The organism is Paraburkholderia rhynchosiae, assembly GCF_002879865.1.
GTDB classification, from domain to species: Bacteria; Pseudomonadota; Gammaproteobacteria; order Burkholderiales; family Burkholderiaceae; genus Paraburkholderia; species Paraburkholderia rhynchosiae.
This window is the reverse complement of the sequence record NZ_PNXY01000007.1, coordinates 15,983-35,496: the sequence shown is the minus strand read 5'-3', so window position 1 is coordinate 35,496 and position 19,514 is coordinate 15,983. Positions and strand designations below refer to the sequence as shown.

18 protein-coding genes are annotated in these 19,514 nt (G+C 61.2%); 9 read left to right on the top strand and 9 right to left on the bottom strand.

What is annotated here, in order from left to right:
• The first annotated feature begins 6 nt into the window (after window positions 1-6).
• On the top strand, window positions 7-1,377 hold the full coding sequence (locus C0Z16_RS11855; protein ID WP_102632570.1) for a four-carbon acid sugar kinase family protein: 1,371 nt from the start codon (window positions 7-9) through the stop codon (window positions 1,375-1,377).
• Here C0Z16_RS11855 and C0Z16_RS11850 read toward each other — a convergent pair.
• The 8 genes from C0Z16_RS11850 to C0Z16_RS11820 all read right to left on the bottom strand — a co-directional run bounded on the left by C0Z16_RS11850 (window position 1,374) and on the right by C0Z16_RS11820 (window position 6,204).
• Window positions 1,374-2,174, bottom strand: coding sequence for an SDR family oxidoreductase (locus C0Z16_RS11850; protein ID WP_102632345.1), 801 nt, complete (start codon window positions 2,172-2,174; stop codon window positions 1,374-1,376). The genes C0Z16_RS11855 and C0Z16_RS11850 overlap by 4 nt on opposite strands.
• A 144-nt stretch (window positions 2,175-2,318) precedes the next feature.
• The gene (locus tag C0Z16_RS11845) at window positions 2,319-2,474 is read right to left on the bottom strand and encodes a DUF3309 family protein (RefSeq protein WP_102632344.1); all 156 of its coding nucleotides are present in this window, start codon (window positions 2,472-2,474) and stop codon (window positions 2,319-2,321) included.
• A gap of 150 nt (window positions 2,475-2,624) precedes the next feature.
• A complete protein-coding gene (locus C0Z16_RS11840; RefSeq protein ID WP_102632343.1) occupies window positions 2,625-3,854 on the bottom strand; it encodes a YbfB/YjiJ family MFS transporter in 1,230 nt (409 codons plus the stop codon).
• Between the two features lie 86 nt (window positions 3,855-3,940).
• A complete protein-coding gene (locus C0Z16_RS11835) occupies window positions 3,941-4,555 on the bottom strand; it encodes a TetR/AcrR family transcriptional regulator (RefSeq protein ID WP_102632342.1) in 615 nt (204 codons plus the stop codon).
• Between the two features lie 174 nt (window positions 4,556-4,729).
• Complete coding sequence (locus C0Z16_RS11830) at window positions 4,730-4,936, bottom strand: hypothetical protein (RefSeq protein WP_102632341.1); 207 nt, start codon at window positions 4,934-4,936, stop codon at window positions 4,730-4,732.
• Between the two features lie 367 nt (window positions 4,937-5,303).
• A complete protein-coding gene (locus C0Z16_RS11825) occupies window positions 5,304-5,522 on the bottom strand; it encodes a hypothetical protein (RefSeq protein WP_102632340.1) in 219 nt (72 codons plus the stop codon).
• 183 nt (window positions 5,523-5,705) lie between these two features.
• Window positions 5,706-5,843 (bottom strand): hypothetical protein, encoded by a 138-nt coding sequence (locus C0Z16_RS37735; RefSeq protein ID WP_158244485.1) that lies wholly within the window; start codon window positions 5,841-5,843, stop codon window positions 5,706-5,708.
• An 88-nt stretch (window positions 5,844-5,931) separates the two neighbouring features.
• On the bottom strand, window positions 5,932-6,204 hold the full coding sequence (locus C0Z16_RS11820; RefSeq protein WP_102632339.1) for a hypothetical protein: 273 nt from the start codon (window positions 6,202-6,204) through the stop codon (window positions 5,932-5,934).
• 415 nt (window positions 6,205-6,619) lie between these two features.
• Between C0Z16_RS11820 and C0Z16_RS11815 the strand changes: the two genes are divergently transcribed.
• Complete coding sequence (locus C0Z16_RS11815) at window positions 6,620-8,833, top strand: serine/threonine protein kinase (protein WP_102632338.1); 2,214 nt, start codon at window positions 6,620-6,622, stop codon at window positions 8,831-8,833.
• A 42-nt stretch (window positions 8,834-8,875) separates the two neighbouring features.
• Here the strand turns inward: C0Z16_RS11815 and C0Z16_RS11810 are convergent, their stop codons facing one another.
• Entirely contained in the window at window positions 8,876-10,861 is a 1,986-nt protein-coding gene (locus C0Z16_RS11810; RefSeq protein ID WP_102632337.1) for an SUMF1/EgtB/PvdO family nonheme iron enzyme, read from the bottom strand.
• A gap of 386 nt (window positions 10,862-11,247) precedes the next feature.
• On the opposite strand from C0Z16_RS11810, the gene C0Z16_RS11805 reads away from it, so the two are divergent.
• From C0Z16_RS11805 to C0Z16_RS11775, 7 genes are all read left to right on the top strand, one after another.
• The gene (locus C0Z16_RS11805; RefSeq protein ID WP_102632336.1) at window positions 11,248-11,751 is read left to right on the top strand and encodes a DUF4399 domain-containing protein; all 504 of its coding nucleotides are present in this window, start codon (window positions 11,248-11,250) and stop codon (window positions 11,749-11,751) included.
• A 47-nt stretch (window positions 11,752-11,798) separates the two neighbouring features.
• The gene (locus C0Z16_RS11800; RefSeq protein ID WP_102632335.1) at window positions 11,799-12,233 is read left to right on the top strand and encodes a DUF4399 domain-containing protein; all 435 of its coding nucleotides are present in this window, start codon (window positions 11,799-11,801) and stop codon (window positions 12,231-12,233) included.
• Between the two features lie 283 nt (window positions 12,234-12,516).
• Window positions 12,517-12,801, top strand: coding sequence for a hypothetical protein (locus C0Z16_RS11795; RefSeq protein ID WP_102632334.1), 285 nt, complete (start codon window positions 12,517-12,519; stop codon window positions 12,799-12,801).
• Window positions 12,802-13,036: 235 nt separating this feature from the next.
• Window positions 13,037-14,497, top strand: a complete 1,461-nt coding sequence (locus tag C0Z16_RS11790) for an efflux transporter outer membrane subunit (protein ID WP_407070668.1) — start codon at window positions 13,037-13,039, stop codon at window positions 14,495-14,497.
• Window positions 14,498-14,747: 250 nt separating this feature from the next.
• The gene (locus C0Z16_RS11785) at window positions 14,748-17,357 is read left to right on the top strand and encodes an FHA domain-containing protein (RefSeq protein WP_102632333.1); all 2,610 of its coding nucleotides are present in this window, start codon (window positions 14,748-14,750) and stop codon (window positions 17,355-17,357) included.
• Complete coding sequence (locus tag C0Z16_RS11780; RefSeq protein ID WP_102632332.1) at window positions 17,335-18,708, top strand: HlyD family efflux transporter periplasmic adaptor subunit; 1,374 nt, start codon at window positions 17,335-17,337, stop codon at window positions 18,706-18,708. Before C0Z16_RS11785 ends, C0Z16_RS11780 begins: the two co-directional genes overlap by 23 nt.
• Window positions 18,709-18,745: 37 nt before the next feature.
• Window positions 18,746-19,498 carry a peptidylprolyl isomerase gene (locus tag C0Z16_RS11775; protein WP_102632331.1) on the top strand — a complete coding sequence of 251 codons (753 nt, stop codon included), beginning with the start codon at window positions 18,746-18,748 and terminating at the stop codon, window positions 19,496-19,498.
• The last annotated feature ends 16 nt before the right edge of the window (window positions 19,499-19,514 follow it).

Sequence of the window (19,514 nt, the reverse complement as noted above, 5' to 3'; positions counted from 1 at the left end):
CAAAAGATGAGCGACCACAACCACGGAGGCCCGCAATACGCCTTCTACGGAGACGATTTCACGGGCGCGACCGACACGCTCGCGCATCTCGCGCGCGCCGGCTTGCGTACCATGCTGCTGTTCGCGCCGCCGGACGCAAATCGCCTTGCCACGCTCGGCCCACTCGACGCCATTGGCATTGCCGGCGCCGCGCGAACCATGTCGCCGGATGAACAACAGCATGAACTCGCGGGTGTCGGTGAGGCCTTTGCCGCACTCCGCGTGCGCGTGATGCACTACAAGGTGTGCTCGACTTTCGATAGCGCGCCGCAAACCGGCAGTATCGGCGTGGCTATTCGCACGTTGCGCCAGTATTGTGCGAATGCGCTCGTCGCCGTGATTGGCGGTCAGCCGAACCTGCGGCGCTATTGCGTGTTCGGCGAACTGTATGCCGCAGCGGCCGCGGACGATGGTGAACCGTCCATCTACCGGATCGATCGTCATCCGACCATGAGCCGGCATCCCGTTACGCCGATGAACGAAGCGGACCTCTGTGTGCATTTGCGGCGCCAGGGCGTTGAGAACGTGCAATCCATCGACTGGCGCTGCTATGCGGCCGGAGACGCAGCGTTGCAAGCGGAGTTGCAGCGTCGGCTCACATTGCATCCCGATGCCGTTTTGTTCGACGTGCTCGACGACTCGCATTTGCAAGCGATTGGCCGTGTGCTCGCGCATCATGCGGCAATCGCGTCGCCGTTGCTCGCGGTCGGCGCGAGCAGTGTGGCGCAGGCTTACGCGTCGGCGCTGGAGCAACACGCCGCAGTTGAAGCAACGCCCAGGCCCTCATGTCTGACCCGTGCGCGCGGCCCCGTGTTCATACTGGCCGGCAGTCTTTCACCATTGACAGAGCGGCAGATTCGCGCCGCTCATTCTTATCTTCGGATCGAACTGGACCCGCTGAAAATGACCGGCGATTCCGCATTCGACTATCTGGCGGCGCGTGTGGCCGCGATCGCCGACGCGTTGCGCGATGGGCGCAACGTACTGGCTTTTACGGCACGGCGGCACGCATCGAACGCAAGTGATTCGCACAGGGCGCTGCCGCAACTCGCGCACGCGTGCGCGGCATTGCTGCGGCAAGTGCTCGGCGCGGTGAGATTGCAGCGTATCGGCATTGCGGGCGGAGACACGTCGAGTATCGCGGTGCGCGCTCTCGGCGCATGGGGTTTGTCGTATCTCGCGCCGCTGTCGGCGGGCGTGACCGTGTGCCGTGTGCACGCTGACAGTCCCGAACTGGACGGCGTTGAACTGATGCTCAAGGGCGGCCAGATGGGCGGCGCCGATCTGTTCGAGCAACTGCTTGAAGGCTATAACTACGACGAACGCCGCAACGTCTAACCGTTGCCGACGAATCCCGGATACAGCGTCATGCCGCCGTCGACAAACAACGTGGTGCCCACGACGTAGTCGCTTTCATCCGATGCGAGCCAAACAGCGGCCTTGCCGATGTCCTCGACTTCGCCCACGCGGCCGTAGGGAATCAGTTGCAACAGCTTCCGCTGCGCGTCGCTCGTGTCCCACGCGTCGTGATTGATCCGCGTGCGAATCGCGCCGGGTGCAATCGAATTGACGCGAATGCGTTCCGGCGCAACCTCTTGCGCAAGAGACTTCATGAACATCTGAACGCCGCCCTTCGAAGCGGTGTAGTTGACATGTCCCGCCCACGGAATGACTTCATGTACCGAACTCATGCAGATAATCTTGCCGAGCGCTTTCGATACCGGGCGTGACCCGCGCCGGCGGAACTCTTTTACGGCTGCTTGTGCGGTGAGGAACTGGCCCGTCAGATTAGTGGCCAACACTATTTGCCAATCGTCCAGCGTCATATCGGCGAAAGCGCTGTCTTTCTGCAAACCGGAATTCGCCACGACGATATCTACGGTACCGAAGCGCGCGACGCACGCATCGAACATCGCATCGATATCAGCGGGGCTCGAGACATCGGCCTTAACCGCAATCGCGGCGCCGCCTGACCTGGTGATTTCGTCGGCGAGTTTCTGTGCCGATTCGGCATGCGAATGATAGTTGAGCACGACAGAGGCGCCCGCATCGGCAAGCGCCTTTGCAACGCCATAGCCAATGCCGGAACTTGCGCCCGTCACCAGCGCGATCTGACCGGCGAGTAACTTTTCCATTGCAATCCCTCGGCGTCGAACAACGAATCGATTTGGCATCCACATAGCAAGACCGCCGGATAGACGAGCAGTTCACTGCATCGGTATCCGGCGGCTGGACTCATAGCGACTTACTGATGTGAATGCTTCACGACATGGCTATGGCTATATCACGCCGGCGATAAGCAGCACGATCACCACGATCAGCACGACGCCGAGACCACCTGTCGGCGCATAACCCCAGGAACGGCTATGCGGCCACGTGGGCAGCGCGCCGATAAGGAGAAGAATCAGCACAACCAGAAGAATAGTTCCCAACATGTATGACCTCCGCTTGGTTGATAGCGCGACCTTGAAGCGACTTGCACGCGGGAAGGCGTACGAGAGGCAAGGCAGCGTCGCGATCTGAAGCAGCAAGCCGCATGCCCAGCACGCAAGATCGGTAGCGGGACTGTTCGAACCTGGGAGCGCTTATTTCGCCACAGGGCGAGCAGTACCGATCCGCGAAACAACAAGATCCGCAACGAATGCAGCGGCAAGCGCCGCAGCGCCGCAGATAAAAATCAGTGCATAGTTGTTATGCGAGTGCGAGAACAGATACGAGTATCCATAGCCGGCCACTGCCTGGAAGAGCGCGAAGGCTGTCGTCGCGCGGCTCCATGCGGCTCGCTGTTCAGTGTGATCGTGCGGCACGAGTTCATGAATGCGGCCGAGCGCGAGCGGCACGATGCCGGGCGTAAAGATGCCGAGAATAACCGTCGATAAAGCCACCACCCATGCGTTGCCCGAAAGTGCGAGCATTGCAACGGCCGCTGCTTGCAGCAGCAATCCAACGCGATAAGCCTTGCCGAAACCGATACGATCCGCGACGTTGCCCGCGATCACCGGTCCTGTGATTGCAGCGAGCCCATACAGCACCCAGTAGTCCGCGCCGATTGCTGCGCCCCGGCCGAGACCACGCGCCACGTAATCGACGAGCAGCATCATTGCCGGCACGAGTCCCAGTGCATTTGCCGCGTACTGCGCATACAGCACACGCAGCGCAAGATTGTTGGTTCGCGGTGCATGATGTTGACCCACTGCCGCGGCGGGTGCGGGCGGATTCGTCGAAGGCCAGCCGAACCAGCTCACCATAGTCAGCAGGAACGCGACGGCGCCGAGGCCGAGCCAAGTGCTTTTCAGGCCGAAGTGCAGCAGTTCGGGAATCAGCGTGCCGGACGCCGCGATACCGAGTCCAAGTCCAAGAAAGATCATGCCACTGACAAAGCCGCGACGCGGCGCGGGAATGTGCGGAAGAATCGACGTCGCCACGAGCACCATGATCGCGCCGCCCGAAATACCCGATAGCAATCGCCACGCAAAGAACCAGCTCACCGAAAGCGGATAAGCGCAGGCGAAGAAGGCGGCGGTCACAACGGCCATCAGCATGCGCAACGCGCTTCGATTCGACAATGCCGATGCAAGCGGGCGGCCGATCAACGCGCCGATCAGATAGCCGGCAAAATTCGCCGCGCCGAGCGTAACGGCTTGCGACGACGTGAACCAGTGCGCCTCGATCAGCGACGGAATCAGCGGCGTATAAGCAAAGCGTGCTAGACCGATCGCGACGAGGCTGCCGCACAATCCGGCGAGCGTCGCATAGAGCGCGCGGGCATCGAGCGTTGTGGAGCCCGTGGAGTTTAATGAGGGGGCTGTAGACATGACGATTCCTTTGCCGGCGAACGTGTTTAACGGATGTGCCGGATGTCGGTGAGAATGCGAAGAGTGCGCCTCGTTAGGCGCGCCGCTCAGACGTCGCCGGATTTCGCCGATAACGCAGGCAAGCCGAGTAGCGCAAGAGGCGTCGCGGCCGCGCTCGTCAGCACGGCACGCTGCGGATCGACGCGCGCGAGAACGCGCATGCCGAGCACGGTAGCAAGCAGATGAGTGGCGGCGTCGTCGGCTGACACGGTTGCGGCAATCGCGCCGCTCTGCTGTGCGGCGACGAGGCAGCGATGGAAGAAGGCGCGAATCTCGTCCATCTCGGTGGCAACCAGCGTGCGAAATGCTTCGTCGTCCGATGAAATTTCGAGCGCCGAGTTGACCAGCATGCAACCGCGCTTCTGCGGATCGGAGACGGACCGCTCGATGGTCTCGTCGAAGAAACCGGTAATGGCTTGCGAGGGCGGCAGAGCAGTCTCCAGCCGCCTCATGCGCTCACGCAGCGAGCAGTCGAGGTAATGCTCGAGCGCACGCAGATAGAGGCCGCGCTTGTCGCCGAATGCGTTATAGAGGCTCGGCTGCGTGAGGCCGGTCGATCTGACCAGGTCGCGTGTGGAAGTCGCCTCGTAGCCCTTGAGCCAGAACGTCGCGCTGGCTGCTTCAAGCACCTCTTGCTCATCGAATCCACGGGGTCGCGCCATGATGAATGTCCTTACCGTCGCCGTCGACGGTTCTGTATCAGTCGATATAGAAACGAATTATATATCGACCGATACAGAACGCAAGCGCGAATTCACGGCGGCAATGGAACGGCCGCACCTCGCCGGCAAGCGGCGAGGCGCGGCGTGTTTCCAATTACGGGCATCTCGAGCGTCCTACAAATAGCTGCCCTTAATGCGGCCTTCGAAAATGGCGGTGTTGATCGAGAAGTCGTCGACGTGCCCAGGAGCGCCGCCATCGACGGTGACGACGACGGAACGGCCGCCGCGCACGAGCTTCATCTGCTCGGCGTTCAACGTGGCTTCGTCATGGGTGGGGTCGGCGGAGCGAGGCAGGTCTTTGACGATGACGGTGGATTTCATGGCGATACTCCTTGAAGTGGTCGGGCGAGCACAGTGCGATGCTCACTTCGATTTCTGCAAGGGCTATGCCAATTTGCGCGCGATACACGAACAAGGTTCATTGCAACCGGCAACGCAAGTCCAGGCAAGGACCGGCGCCGCAGCGCGCCAAAAAGCGAACTGCAGCGAACGAAAGAGGGAAGCGAAGTGTGCGGACGAAGCCCACCAATCGCGCCGGGACTGTTGGCCAACGAGCAGGCTTCGTGCGGAGCTGAATGCATGGTCCAGCCCGTCGCTCAACGCGGGGCACGTTACGCGCCACGCGAACGAAGCAAAAGCGGCACACGTCGATGACGCATGCCGCTTCACTCATGCTGTGAATGCCAATCTAGCCGCGCCGTGGATTGCGTCTCGCGGCAACGTTGACGATTGTCTGATGCGCTGCCGGAAAGCCGGGCGGATATTCGACGACGCGCGCCGAAGCCGGCACCAGCGGCGTGGCGCTGCTCAGCCGCGCGCCAATGCGTGCGCCGCCGACAATGGCGGCCATTGCCTGGCGGTCGAGGTCGACGCTGTCCTTGAGGTCTTTGATGAGAAGCTTGGCCATGGTGAGTTCGCCGAAGAAGCGGGGCGGTCGGCCGGCGCGATGCTCCGGTCTCCGCTCGCGGGTGTTGTCCAGTGTGCTGAGGTCTCGTCGCACTATGAGTATAGGAAATCTGTTTTCAACCTGCCTGCCCGATATGAGAAGACGGCAGTAGGAAAGCCCCCGGTCCTTCGCTACTGCGCGCCGTCAAACAGCGGCAACGTTGCGGTCGCACAGCGACGGCACGCCAGGGCCGCCGCTGCCCGTGCCGCCGGACACGGCCGACATCGCACGGCGGTCGAGCTCTCGGGCGCGGGAAAGATTGCGAATCACGAGAGATGACATGATGTTGCTCCACAGGTCCGCGGAAAAAGAGGGCGATTGGCGCGAGGCGAAGTGGCTCGAGAAAGCGGCCGCTTCGCTTCACCGCACCTCACACGCGGATGTTGTTGCTCGACGTGATCGACGGGTTGATCGTCGAGCTGATCCCGGCTGCGAACGCAATGTTGTTGCCGTTGACATTCTGAATGTTCAGTTCGTTGCCGATCAACTGCGTGGCGTTGACCTTCTTGCTGTAGTCGGGCGCATAGATCGGGCTGAAGTTGTAGTACGACATGGACGGGCCAAAGCCGCCGCGCACGGCGCTCATGGCATTGCTGTCGAGTTGTTCGGTGATGGACAGGTCTTTGATCATCAGCGTGTTCATGCTAAATCTCCGGAAAGGGAGGGTTGCGGTTTTGTACGTCGGTCCGAGCAACTTGTCTGCTGGAGTGTCACTAATGCACGGCCTGTGCCAGATTTATTCAAGGTTCCTAATAAAAGTTTTGGGGGCCTGCTGGGAAAGGCTTGCGCGCTGCAAAGCCAGGTTGGCAGCTGCGCCTTGCCACCAACGAGCGGGCCGCGAGTGGTGGCGTTTGCCCGACAACGCATCGTCTTCTGTTGGATCTCGCGCGACATTCGCAGCTCAAGTGCCGCGCGGGGCAATCCTGGTTTGCGAAAGGGCAGGCCTGGAGCTAGTATCGAAGCGGCAAATGTAACTGGTTACGACAGTTCTCCTATCGGCCGGACGAGCCTCGATCGCACGCGATCGGGATCTACGGCAACGGCGGCGTTTCGCACAAATGGCTAGCCTTGCGCGTGTAATTCACGACTTCCAGAACGGCGAGCTGTCTCGTGACGAGTTCGTCGCTCAACTGGACAGCACGTTGGTGACCGAAGGCCTCGGTCCCACGCAGCTGCTGGATATGCTCGGCGCCGCGCATCGTAAAGCGCCGCTGCCCGAAGATCTTTACGTCGAAGTGCGGCGGCGTATCGAGCAGTTGCGCGTGTCCAACGTGGCGGCGGGCGGCGAGGAAACCGGCATACAGACCACGGTGGAGATTCCTTCGGTAGGCTCAGCGGGTTCGGCGCGCGGAAGCAGCCCGACAAGCGCGTCTAGCGCGTCGTTTGCCACGGGCACGCCGGGACACGAGCAGATCAAAGGCACCGGCGATACGCTGAACAACCGCTTCGTGCTCGAAGAGTGCCTCGGCGTGGGCGGAATGGGCACCGTCTATAAGGCGCTCGATCTGCGCAAGCTCGAGGCGTCGGACAGAAAGCCGTATCTGGCGATCAAGGTTCTCAACGTCCAGTTCCGCGGCAATCCGAATTCGCTGGTCGCGTTGCAGCGCGAGGCGCGCAAGGCGCAGGTGCTCGCGCATCGCAACATCATCACGGTGTACGACTTCGACCGGGACGGGCCTATCGTCTATCTGACGATGGAGTATCTGTCGGGCAAGCCGCTCAGCCAGTTACTGCGCACGCCCGGCTATCAGGGTATGCCGGTGCGCGCGGCGCTGCCGATCGTGCGCGGCATGTGCAACGCGCTCGCGTATGCGCATGAACGCGGCTTCGTGCACTGCGACTTCAAACCCGCCAACGTCTTTCTCACGACGAATGCCGAAGTCAAAGTGATCGACTTCGGCATTGCCCGCGTGTTTCAGCGGCCGGAGGAAGAGAGCGATGCGACCGTCTTCGATCCCGGCAGCCTCGGCGCATTGACGCCCGCATATGCGAGCCCGGAGATGATCGAGCATCGCGAGCCCGATCCTCGTGACGATATCTATGCGCTCGGCTGCATCACGTATGAGCTGTTGACCGGGCATCATCCGTTCGACCGTTTGTCGGCGACGCAGGCGCGCAATGGGGAATACAAGCCGCAACGGCCGCCGAATCTCGATGCAAGGCAGTGGCGCGCATTGCGGGCCACGCTTTCATTCGACCGCGCGACGCGCATGCCGAGCGTCACGCGTTTCATCGCCGAGTTCGACAACGAAGCGCGCGCGGAGAAGTCGGGGACGTTGGCGAAGGTGGGGCTGGCTGGCTTTGCGGTGATCTGCGCCGCTACGGTCGGCGTGTTCGCGTGGAGGGCGGCGCCGAACCGTCAGAGCGAAGCGCAGTCGGGCGCAGACGCGTCGCAGGGGCGCGTGGATCGGGGGGCGTCGTTGTCCGCGCAGGGGAGTGCAGCGGTGGCAACGCCGGGTGTCGCGTCAACGAGCCCGTCAACCGATGCGTCAACTAGCGCATCAACGAATGCGCCAACGAGTCCATCAACGACTGCATCAACACCAGCAGCACCGCCCGCACCGAAGCCGGCACCGCCGCCCGCACCGAAGCCCGCACTAACACTCGCCGCCGTCATGCCGATGCTCGCGCAAGTGCCCTGTTCGGCGCTATCCGCTTCGGCACAAGACCATACGTTGACAGTGCGCGGCTACGTCTCACAACGCTATGGCGCCGCGCGTCTAAAGGATGGCTTGACTGCGCTGCCCGGCGTGGATGCGCTGAAGCTCGACGTCGAAGCGCTTGCCGACGACAAATGTGACACCGTCAAGGCGCTTGCGCCGTACTGGACGCAGAACTGGCAAGCCGGTCACATCGCGGGCCTGCATGTGCGGCCACCGACCGGTCAATTGAGCGAAGGCGATCCACTGGTTGTCGACGTGAGCACGCCAGGTTACGACTCGTATGTGAACCTCGACTACTATCAGCTCGACGGCAATGTCGTTCACATGGTGCCGAGCCCGCGCGCGAAGGACAACCAGGCGCCGCCGCACTACTCGGCGACGATCGGCAGCGCGGGCGACTGGGTCATTTCAAAGCCGTTCGGTTCCGAAATGGTCGTGCTGTTGATCACACCCGCGCCGCTATTCGACAAGCCGCGTCCCGAAGCGGAATCGCGCGCCGATTATCTGCGCGCACTCGACACGCGACTCGCGCAAATCGGCGCGAAATACGGTCGCGAGCACATCGTTGCCGACTTCGCGCCGATTACCACGAAGCCTCATGCTCCGTGAGCCGCGTGTAACCTGTGCGCAGACGTCCGTTCGAACTCGGCATCACTTCAAATCTTTGACCACGCGGAAGCCATCTTGCGATTGGCGCACGCCCCCACTGTATTTGAAGCGCGTCGCGCTGAGCATATAGCCGCCACCTTCTCGCCATGAGCCGCCGCGAATCACGCGCATGTCGCAAACGGGGCTCTCCCACGCGCGGCCATCGGTGGGCGCGGACTGATAGGAGTTGTGCCAGCAGTCGGCGGTCCATTCCCACACGCTGCCGTTCATGTCGTGCAGGCCATACGGATTCGGCGCGAAAGATCCCGCGGGTTCGGGGCCTTCCTTATGCCACGGGTCGCCGCAATCCTTGCAGTTAGCGTTGCCCTTGCGCATCTGATCGCCCCACCAGTAAGCGGTCGTGGTGCCGCCACGGTCCGCGTATTCCCACTCGGCTTCCGTCGGCAAACGGTACGGCTTGCCCGTCACTTTGGTGAGCCACTTCACGTACTGCTGCGCGTCTTCCCAACTAAGGTCGCGTGCCGGCGCAGCTTTGTTCGCGTTGGTTTCCGGCGAGAGCTTTGCGCACGCATTGGCGGCGACGCATGCATTCCACTGCTCGACCGTCACCTCGTATTTGCCGATGGCGAACGGCGCGCCAATCGTCACGCGATGAACGGGCTTTTCGGACGGATCGTCGCTGCTGCTGCCCATCGCGAAGGAGCCAGCGGGCAATGCGACCATCACGGGACATGTGGCGCAATCGCGGCTTTCGCCCGCCGCCGGTGCGTGCGCTGCAGGCTTGGGCGAGGCCGCCGTCACCGGCGGCGTGGAAGGCGCGGGCGTGCTTGCGGCGGGGGGCGTGGCCACCGCGCGTGGGCGTTCCTGCGTCGGCGTAACGGCGGGCGATGCAGGCGCCGTGGGACGTGCAGCTTGCGGCGCCGGGGCGACCGATGGCGTGGCCGGCTGCGTATTCGATCCCGCTGCTCGCAAGCGATCGATGCGAGCCTGCGCGAGCGTGGCGAAGCGTCCGTTTGGATACGCCTTTAAATACGCTTCGTAATCGGCGGGGTAATTGCTGTCTTTGATCGAATTCCAGAACGTGATTTCGTATTGTTCGCTGCTGTCTTTCGGCAGAATGCCCCGGCTGCGCAGCGTCACGACGTAATCGTCAGAAGCGGCGGATGCGATTGGCGCATTCACGGCGCTATCGGTTGCATTAATGGAGGCGGTCAGCGACGAAGCAATCCACGGATTCTGCTTGCCGCCAGTTGCATCCCTAACCTGTGTCGCAACGTGTGCTAACAGAGTTAGCAGGGGCTGCGAAGGCATTGCGTCGAGTGCGTGAAGCAAAGCCTGCGTGTAGATGCCATGGCGTATGCCGTCCGCCGCAAAGCCGCCAGGCGCGGCTGCATATGCAACGACGGTGCTCGATGGAAGCCGAGGTGAATCAGGCGCCACATCCGCGCTGAATGGATTCTCAAGACACGCGTCGAGAATTGCCAGATTCATCTGGCCTTCACGTGGCTCGCGCATGACGTGTAAAACGTCACCTAAGTCGATGCCGCCGCGAATCAGCGAGGCGGGCGAGCGTGTGTCGAGGCCAGCGGGAATCAGCAGCGTTTGCCGGCCGATCTGCATGCCGTGCCCGGCAAAATAGAATAAACCGACACCGCCTTCACGCAAACGCCGGCGGAATTCGCCAATGGCTTCGTGCATTTGCTGTGGCGTTGCATTCACGCGGACTATCACCTCGAAGCCAAGCGCGCGCAATGTCTGGCCCATGACTTCGGCGTCGCGCGGCGCGTTTTGCCGAATGGCGTCCGCTGCATTGCCGCCGTACGCGCCATTGCCGATCACGAGTGCGATGCGTGGGGCGACCGCATGATCATGCGGCGGCGCGAACGGCGTGGCCGTTGCATACGCGTTAGTCGCCACAGCCCCGACTCTTGTCGCGCTTGTGGTCGCACGCGGCGTAGCGGCAAAAGTATTGCCGCAATTCACCGCGATGGCCCCGGTCATCCACACCAGCAGGAATATTCGCCACATCTTCGCATCCTGTTTGTTCCGGACAGAACATAGGCATTCGGGGACCGCGCCGCTCGCCGCTATTCGTCGCCGTTTGTACATACCGCTGGCGCACATCTGGCGTGGCTTCGACGCGGTTATCGACCATCCATCTTGCAACGTATCAACAACCATAGCACGCGTATGGCGGGTCACAACCAACACTTGTACCGAGTGCGCTATACGGTTAACGAGTGTGGCGTATCTTTTTGGCAAGTTACGTCCTAAGCTAATTCACAAAGCAACGGGGCACGGTCGTTTTAACTACGCGGCTGCCGCGTCACGCGCGCCCGCGACACGCGAAAGAATTGCCCGGCGCTGCGTTGGGCAGTCGAGTTGGCCATGACCGCTCTTCGGGAGAGTGCGCTATGCGAAGAACTAACATCCCCGCTGTTCCCCACCGGAGTTCTGCTGCAAAGACGCGACTGCGCGGATTGCGCGTGATTTCACGCGCGCTGCTCGCTGTAATCGTCGGCGGCGCGGCGCTGCCGATCGCGGCGTTCGCCGAGTCGACGGCATCGCCGCCCGCTGCAGAGGAGTACATTATCTGGCCGCCCGACGGCGCTGTGATTCACGGCGGCAAGCTGTGGGTGCGCATGGGTCTACGCAATATGGGCGTATGCCCCAAGGGCGTCGTTTTCCCGAACACGGGGCATCATCATCTATTGATCGACACGGATTTGCCGGCGCTCGATCAGGAAATTCCCTCGGATCGCAATCACCTGCACTTCGGCGCGGGTGAGACGGACGCGCGTATCGAGTTGCCGCCGGGCAAGCATACGTTGCAACTGATTCTGGGCGACCACAATCACGTACCGCATGCGCCGCCCGTGTATTCGAAAAAGATCACCATCACCGTGCAAAAAGATTAGCGTGATCCGCGCGTTCAACGCAGTCCGCTCAGGACGGAGGGACCTTCATGTACAAGTTCATCGCAGTCGCGGCACTGGTGGCATCGGCGGCCTGGGGTACGGCGGATTTCGCCATGGCGGCAGGAACGCCGGCGCCTTCCGGCGCGTATGCCTATATCGGCTATCCGAACGACGGCCAGGTCGTTCCGGCCAATAAACCGTTTCGCGTGTGGTTCGGATTGCGTTTCATGGGGGTGGCGCCAAAAGGCGTCAAGTATCCGAACACGGGCCACCATCATCTTCTGATCGACACCGATCTGCCGCCGGCGGATCAGGAAATACCCTCAGACCGCAATCACCTGCATTTCGGCGCGGGCGAAACCGAGACCATGATTCAGTTGCCGCCGGGCAAGCACACGCTGCAGCTATTGATGGGCGACTACATGCATGTCCCGCATCAGCCGCCGGTATATTCGAAGAAGATCACAGTCATCGCGCGTTGAAGCGGGGTGAGCGCAGCGCATGTTCTGTTGTCTGGTGTCACACAGCAGCCAACTAATTCACGCTGATTGTTGGCTGCGGTCCACCATCTCCGAGCGGACGCCTCTTCTGCATTGGCTTGCCTATCCGGTCGTACCTTCGCGAAACCCTTTATATAAAGCGCTCGGAAAATTTCTTAGGAACGGAAAACAAAGCTGGCACAGACGATGCGTTAGTGATGTTCGAGCAGACAAGTTGCCCGAACCCAACCGCAAAACAGTGAGCTTCGCTTCCAGGAGATTTGCCATGAACACGCTGATGATCAAAGACCTGTCCATCACCGAACAACTCGACAGCAAGGCCATGGGCGCCGTGCGCGGCGGTACGGGATTCATGTATCCGTCGTCCTCGTACTTCAGCTTCGCACCGGTCTACGCGCCGAACAACAGTAAGAAGGTCGATGCGACGCAACTGATCAGCACGACGGTGAACATCCAGAACGCGAACGGCGACAACGCAGCGTTCGTCGCCGGTGTGACGACCACGATCGATCCGCATGTGACGTCAAGCAACAACATCTTCATGTCGTAAGCGACGCGGGCCGACGCGAAGGCTTCGCCGGCCTCTGCGTCCGCAAATGGCGGTCCTCAAAAGTTCTCGCGTTCAATCGTTCTTTTCACGCGATACCTCTTCACCGCACATCTCCCGAGCCGATGTTCATGCACTGCTTCGATGGTGAAGCGGCGCTGGAGATGCTTTACTTGAATCGTGCGCTTGTGGCGTGCGCTTTCATCGTGCACGGAAGTGGGTGTCATCGGAGAAAATCGTGTCAGCGTTGCTTGATTCACTGATCCGTCAGCATGTCTTCAATCACTCCATAGCCGCAGCCTTTCGTGGTTTTTGCGCGGCAACGGTATGCGCGTTTTTCCTGTGCGCGTGCGTCGACGTCAGCATGCCGGGCTACAAGCGGCCCGATACGCCCGCGAAAACGTCGTGGTCGGATCAGAGAGGCGCACCGGTTTCCGCCGCGGCGACTATCGAGCCGGATTGGTGGAAAGGCTTCCACGATACGACGCTGGATGCGCTGATCGCCAAGGCTATTGGCGGCAACTTCGACATCAAGGTGCTGGCCGCGCGTATCGACGTCGCGCGCACGCAGATTGGCGAAGCGAAGGCAGGCGCGCTCCCCACGATGGACCTGGGCGCCGGCGCGAGTTTTCAGAAAACCACCGGACAGACGTTCGCGAAGCAGTACAACGTCGCGACGCAGGTGAACTGGGACATCGATATCTGGGGCAAGGTCGAAAAAGGCGTGCAGGCACAAAAGGCCGAATTCCACGCGAGCGAAGCGGATTGGCGCGCCGGTTATCTGGAACTGGTGTCGAACGTTTCCAGCATCTATTTCCAGCTTCTCCAGTTCGACGACCAGATCGACCAGCAGCAGAAAACGCTCGTCACGAACCAGCAAATCCTCGCGATCTACGAAGGCCAGCGCCGCAGCGGCATCGTCCCGCAAACTCAAGTGCTGCGCCAGCAGGCTGAAATAAACCGCCTGACGAATCAACTGCTCGAATTGCGACGCTCGCGCGACCTCGCGAACAATGCACTCTCTACGCTGATCGGCGTGCCCGCAGGTGAGTTCCAGTTACCCAAAGGCCATTTGCAGCAGCGCGTGCAATTACCGGCGGTGCCCGACGGTCTGCCCGCGCAATTGCTCGCGCGGCGCCCGGATGTGGTGGCCGCGGAGTTTAGAGTGCTGGAGGCGTACGACCTCGTCGGCCAGGCGAAGCTCGCGCAATTGCCGACCATCAGCCTCACCGGGCACGGCGGCACAGCGAGTTTCGCGCTGACTGACTTGCTGAAATCGTTCACATACGGCTTCATGCCCAGCATCAACATTCCGCTGCTCGATCCGGGCGTGCGCGCCCATGTGAAAGTCACGCAGGCACAGTCGACGGTTGCCGAGCAGCAATATCGCGCGGCCGTCATGGGCGCGTTCGAGGAAGTGGAAAACGCGTTAGTCAATCTGAACGCACACAAGGCGCAGCGAGTTGAATTGCAGCAGCAGGTGGATCGTCTGCAAATCGTGGCTGACCAGATTCAGTCGCAACTGCGGCTCGGCGTCGTGTCGCAACTCGAAGTATTTGAAACCGAACGAACACTGCTCGACGCACAGCAATCGCTATTGGCCAATCATCAATTGATTTTGTCCGATACGGTACTGCTTTATAAGGCACTTGGCGGCGGTTGGCCGGGCGTCGATGTACAAGCGCAGGTGAAAGAATAAGTAGGGAACAAGCAACGAGCATTGACCTGATCACGATGTGGCGCGCGTGAAGCGTATTTCCGCTTCTTGTCAGGCGCGCATCGTTTGATAACCGACGACTGAGAATTGACACTCGCGATGTGTGACTTACAATCGTTGAGGAGCCGGCTTTCCAATGGCTCGCTAAAAGAAGATCTTCTCGCCGTCGTCCTTCGTGCTGAATCCGCTGCGCTCTCGTTGCAGCGGGTAAACGATTAGTGATCCGGATAAAATGGCCGACGGCGAAACACCGATTGCTGAGACACGCGCGACAGTCGAAACCGCTTTCGACGTAGTGCTGTCGCCGCTTGCGTCTGCGCAGCGCCCGGCGCTCGACGCGATTCGCATTGTCGACAGCCTGTTCGCCATTGGGCGCAGCGAAGCGCCTTTCAACGACTACCCCGCCGAACGGATCGCACGCCTGTCGCGCCGTCACGCACGCGTTTTCATCGAGCACGGCGCGGTGTATGTCGCCGATCTCGGCAGCAAGAACGGCACGACGGTCAACGGTATCGCGGTGCGTCAAACGCCAGCTCGCGTGCGCGCGGGAGACGAACTTTGCTTTGGCGGCGAGCTGTGCTACCGCGTGGGCATCGAGCCGCGCGCGCGGATCGTCGCGGCGAGAAGCACACCGTGCGCCGCGGGCCTGTTGCTGGTGCCGCAGCGCGAGGATCTCGGCCTTCAGCCGATCGAAGTGCAAGCGTTCCCCTTTCTCATCAGCAAAGCCGATGAAGTTTTCTCGCGCTACAAGGACCGCTATCCGCATCAGGTCAACTACATCTCGCGGCGGCACGCACATATCTTTCTGAAGGGCTCGGAGCTTTACGTCGAGGATCTCGGCAGCACGAACGGCACATTCGTCGGTGGAAAGCGGCTGGACGAATCCGCGCTGCCGCTGGCGGACGGCGACGTGGTTGCATTTGGCGGAGACCACTTCGTCTACAGGGTGACGCTGCAAAAACCGCCCGAAGTCGAGCCGACCGTGACCCAGTTGATCCTCAACCCCTCCGTCGACGAAGCCGCCGACGCCGACAAGACGACGTTCGTGGGCGCGGCGAATTCGTTCCTCGACATTTTCTGCGTCGATCCGGCTCGGCAACGCGAGGACGAGGTCAACGAGGCGGCGCAGGCCGCGTCCGCGCAAGCGAAACGCGCATCGCCGGGAGGTGGAGCGACCATGGGCACCGCCAAAGGCACAAATGGCGGGCACGCCGCGGACGGCAGGGCCATCGGATCGAATAGTGCGCAGGGCACGGGCGTTTCAAAGCGCAGGCCGCGGCGCTGGCGCCTCGTGGCGAGCGAACTGGGCAAGGCTTTCGCGGGCGGCGATCGCGCGAACATGAGGCGCATGGCGGCTTGGAGCGGCGTGGGCGTGGTGTTGCTCGGAACGGTCGCGTTGACACTTTATCTGCGCGGCTCGTCGGAGCGCGAGCTGAAGAATCTGCTGGCGAGCGGCGATTATACGAGCGCGGTCCAGTCCGCCAGAAGCTATCTGGCAAGTCATCCAACGGACACGAAAGTCAGCGCGCTGGCGAGCGAAGCGCTGCTCAAGGCGAAGTTGCCTGGCTGGCTCGATGCGCTGCAAAAAGCGCAATTCGAGAAGGCCGACGCGTTGCTTGGCGACATGAAGTCGTTGACCGCGAACAACGCGGATGCGGCGTCGTTGATCGGCGAATTGCAATGGGTGGGCGACCTCGAGCGCTTCGTCGCGGGGCGCGGCGGTCCAGAAGCGCCGATTCGCATGTATGCGGACGAGAGCACGATCAACGCTTTGCTGCAGCGCTGGGAGGACGACGCGAAGAGCCATCAACGTGCACTCGACAGAATCGCGTCATACGTACCCGTGTTTACTGAACCGTACGCACAGGCCATGAGTCATCTGCGCAAACTGGAGAGCGACGATTCAGTGTATGTGGCTGCAATCGAGCGGCTGAACGGCACGATTCGCACTGAGTTGGCGCGCGACAAACCTGCGGCACTGCCGCCAGTGCTCGACGACTATGCGCAACGTTATCCGCGTCTCGCGGGCCTCGACCGCGTGCGTGACGACTTGCGCCAGTACACGGCCTTGCTCGAGGCGGCGCTTGCCCGTCAGTTCACGTCCCTGCTCGCATTGATGAAAACCGCCCGCTTCAGTACGCCGCCGTTTCAGGCGCAATATCAGCAACTGGCTGCGGCCCGTCTGCCATCGGCCGACATCATCCAGCGGCACGATGCGGTTGCGGCGGCGTGGCAACGCGGCGACGCGCAACAGGCGCTGGCCGGATTGCAGTCGATGCCCGCCGGGCCCTGGTCCGATGTGCTGGCCACCGAACTCGCTCACAAGAAAGCGTTGCTCGACCAATACAACGACCTGCAAAAAACGCGTGGCGGCAAGGACTACGACCAACGTCTGCTGTCTTTCTACGCGAGCCTCGATCCTGCAGCGGACGTATGGTTTGCCCAGTCGATTCAGAAGGACGTCGCCGCGCTGCACGACAAAGCTCTGGCACGCGCGCAAGATCTGATGCTGCGGGCGCAGAGCCTGTGGAAGCAATACCGCGCAAGCGGCTCAATTGGCGGCACACAGCGGCTTGAAGCGGGTATCTCGCCGGGCTTTCGCAATGAGGCGCGCTTGCTGTCCGATGCGAAAACGGCGGCGCAACAGGGCATGCGCATCTATACCCAACTGAAGGCCGATCATCCCGCCGACTTCGACCGTTTGCTCACGGATATCGAAGCGGAAACAACCTTGCAGCGCCGCTCGCTGACTGAATTGCGCATGGTGCTGGACCCGGGACTTCTAAAGGCGAAGCTTGCGTTGATTGGAGGCGAACAGAGTGAAACGCGACAGTCACCCTAAGCCGCTTTACGAAGCGCTAGAAGATCACAGCGTCGAAGGCATTGCGATTCTCACCGCCGAGCCGGTGCGAATGGCGCGCGCACTGATCTGGACGATGGTCGCGTTGGTCATCGCGGGCCTCTTGTGGTCGTTCGTGGGGCGCGCCGATGTGATCGTCAGCGCGCAAGGCACGCTATCGCCCGAATCGGAGGTGCGCCGCATCTATGCGCCTATCGACGGCGAACTGGCGGACCTCTATATCGCCGAGGGACAGCCCGTGTCGAAAGGCGACGTGCTGGCACGGCTTAACGCACGCGGCGCCATCGAGGCCGCGAGCAACGCATTGCAGGCGCAACTGAAACTCGAAGATGCCGAGCGTGACTGGAAGCAGTTTCCTCAGAAGAAAGCGCTGATGGAGCGAAAAGCCGCTGCATTAAAAGCGCAAATGGAAGTTGAAACCCGTCTGCATGAAAACCGCGTATCTGAAGGCACCAGCAAGCTAGCCGAAGGACAGAAAGCCGAACTGGACGAAGCACGCAGCGTGCTCGACAACGCGCGCCGCACGCGCGAGGCGGCGCACCAGGAACTGGACCGTTATTCGCGGCTATTCGCGCAGCCAGGCGGTGGCGGCATCGCCGAATTGCAGGTCGAGCAGAAACGGACTGCCGCGATGGAAGCGGATAACGCTTACCGTGTCGCTCAATCGAAACTCGCCGAACTGGACTTTCGTTTGAGTCACGAATACGCGAAGGCGAATGCGGAACTCGAAACGAGCGGCCAGCAAACCACTGACCTTCAGCTTCAATACGACTCGGCGGTGCGGGACGTGACGGACGCCGAAGACAAATTGCGGCTGCAACTACAAAGCGCGCGGCTCGTATCGGAAGCTGCCGCGCGGATTCGTTTCGAGAACATCGACAAGGACAATTTTCTGCTGATTCTCGCGCCGGTTTCCGGCGTGATCACCGACGTCACGTCGACACAACGAGGCGACAAGATTCAGGCCAATTCGCCGCTTGGCGGCATTGCCCCGAAAGACGCAAAGCCAGTGCTGAAGATCGAGATTGCCGAGCACGATCGCGCTTTCCTGCACGAAGGCTTGCCGGTCAAATTGAAATTCAACGCCTTCCCATATCAGCGTTATGGATTGATCAGCGGCACGCTTGCCTACATTTCACCGGCGACCAAGCCTTCTTTGCAGGACAAGCAGCCGGTCTATGAGGGCCGTGTCACGCTCGACAAGAATTACTACGAGATCGCCGGGACCCACTACCCGTTGCGCTACGGCATGACGGCCAGTGCGGAGATCGTGGTGCGCGAGCGGCGGCTGATCGACCTCGGACTCGATCCGTTCAGGCAGGTGGCGGGCTGACCGCGCGGATCACACATCAACCAAAGGAGCGGACAACATGACCGCGATAGTGCGAATCGATGACGAAGTCGTGGACGTGGCCGAATTTATTCGTCTTCTGAAACTGACCGGCCAGTTCGAAAGCCTGATCGAGCAGATTGTGCGCGACAAGCTGACCGTGCACGCGGCGAAGAAGCAGGGCATTGCCGTGACTGCAGAAGAGATCCAGGAGCGTGCCGACCAGTTCCGCCGTGTGCGAGGCCTGCATCGTGCGACGGATATGAACCAGTACCTCGACGTGCTCAATGTCAGCCTCGACGAATTCGAGGAGTTTATTACCGACGGGCTGTATCAGGAGAAGATGCTCGAAGAGGTCGGCAACGAATCCGCGGTGAGGGACTACTTCGCGCTGAATTCGCCGAAGTTCGATGCAATCGAAGTCAGCCACATCGTGCTCGATAGCGAGGGCAAGGCGAAGGAAATGATCTCGTATCTGCGCGACGATCCCGATAGTTTCGCCGACATGGCGCGCGAGCATTCAATCGCCGATACGCGCGAGGCCGGTGGCGTGATCGGCAAAGTGCTGCGCGGCTCGTTGAAGCCCGACATTGAAGCGAAGATCTTCAATGCGGCGGTGGGCGATCTGCTTGGGCCGTTTCCATCGGCGGATCGTTCGTGCTTCGAGATCTTCGCGGTGACGGCCAAATATCCCGCGACGCTAGACGCCGATGTGGCTGGCGAAGTCAGACGGCTCTTGCGCGAAAGCTGGTTGATTGCGCGCGCGCAAGAACATGTGATCGAAGCGCGCTAGCCGGGCGAAAACAATC

Coding starts and splice junctions, on each gene's coding strand:
- C0Z16_RS11855 (WP_102632570.1), top strand. CDS start 7: ATGAGCGACCACAACCACGGAGGCCCGCAATACGCCTTCTACGGAGAC.
- C0Z16_RS11850 (WP_102632345.1), bottom strand. CDS start 2,174: ATGGAAAAGTTACTCGCCGGTCAGATCGCGCTGGTGACGGGCGCAAGT.
- C0Z16_RS11845 (WP_102632344.1), bottom strand. CDS start 2,474: ATGTTGGGAACTATTCTTCTGGTTGTGCTGATTCTTCTCCTTATCGGC.
- C0Z16_RS11840 (WP_102632343.1), bottom strand. CDS start 3,854: ATGTCTACAGCCCCCTCATTAAACTCCACGGGCTCCACAACGCTCGAT.
- C0Z16_RS11835 (WP_102632342.1), bottom strand. CDS start 4,555: ATGGCGCGACCCCGTGGATTCGATGAGCAAGAGGTGCTTGAAGCAGCC.
- C0Z16_RS11830 (WP_102632341.1), bottom strand. CDS start 4,936: ATGAAATCCACCGTCATCGTCAAAGACCTGCCTCGCTCCGCCGACCCC.
- C0Z16_RS11825 (WP_102632340.1), bottom strand. CDS start 5,522: ATGGCCAAGCTTCTCATCAAAGACCTCAAGGACAGCGTCGACCTCGAC.
- C0Z16_RS37735 (WP_158244485.1), bottom strand. CDS start 5,843: ATGTCATCTCTCGTGATTCGCAATCTTTCCCGCGCCCGAGAGCTCGAC.
- C0Z16_RS11820 (WP_102632339.1), bottom strand. CDS start 6,204: ATGAACACGCTGATGATCAAAGACCTGTCCATCACCGAACAACTCGAC.
- C0Z16_RS11815 (WP_102632338.1), top strand. CDS start 6,620: ATGGCTAGCCTTGCGCGTGTAATTCACGACTTCCAGAACGGCGAGCTG.
- C0Z16_RS11810 (WP_102632337.1), bottom strand. CDS start 10,861: ATGTGGCGAATATTCCTGCTGGTGTGGATGACCGGGGCCATCGCGGTG.
- C0Z16_RS11805 (WP_102632336.1), top strand. CDS start 11,248: ATGCGAAGAACTAACATCCCCGCTGTTCCCCACCGGAGTTCTGCTGCA.
- C0Z16_RS11800 (WP_102632335.1), top strand. CDS start 11,799: ATGTACAAGTTCATCGCAGTCGCGGCACTGGTGGCATCGGCGGCCTGG.
- C0Z16_RS11795 (WP_102632334.1), top strand. CDS start 12,517: ATGAACACGCTGATGATCAAAGACCTGTCCATCACCGAACAACTCGAC.
- C0Z16_RS11785 (WP_102632333.1), top strand. CDS start 14,748: ATGGCCGACGGCGAAACACCGATTGCTGAGACACGCGCGACAGTCGAA.
- C0Z16_RS11775 (WP_102632331.1), top strand. CDS start 18,746: ATGACCGCGATAGTGCGAATCGATGACGAAGTCGTGGACGTGGCCGAA.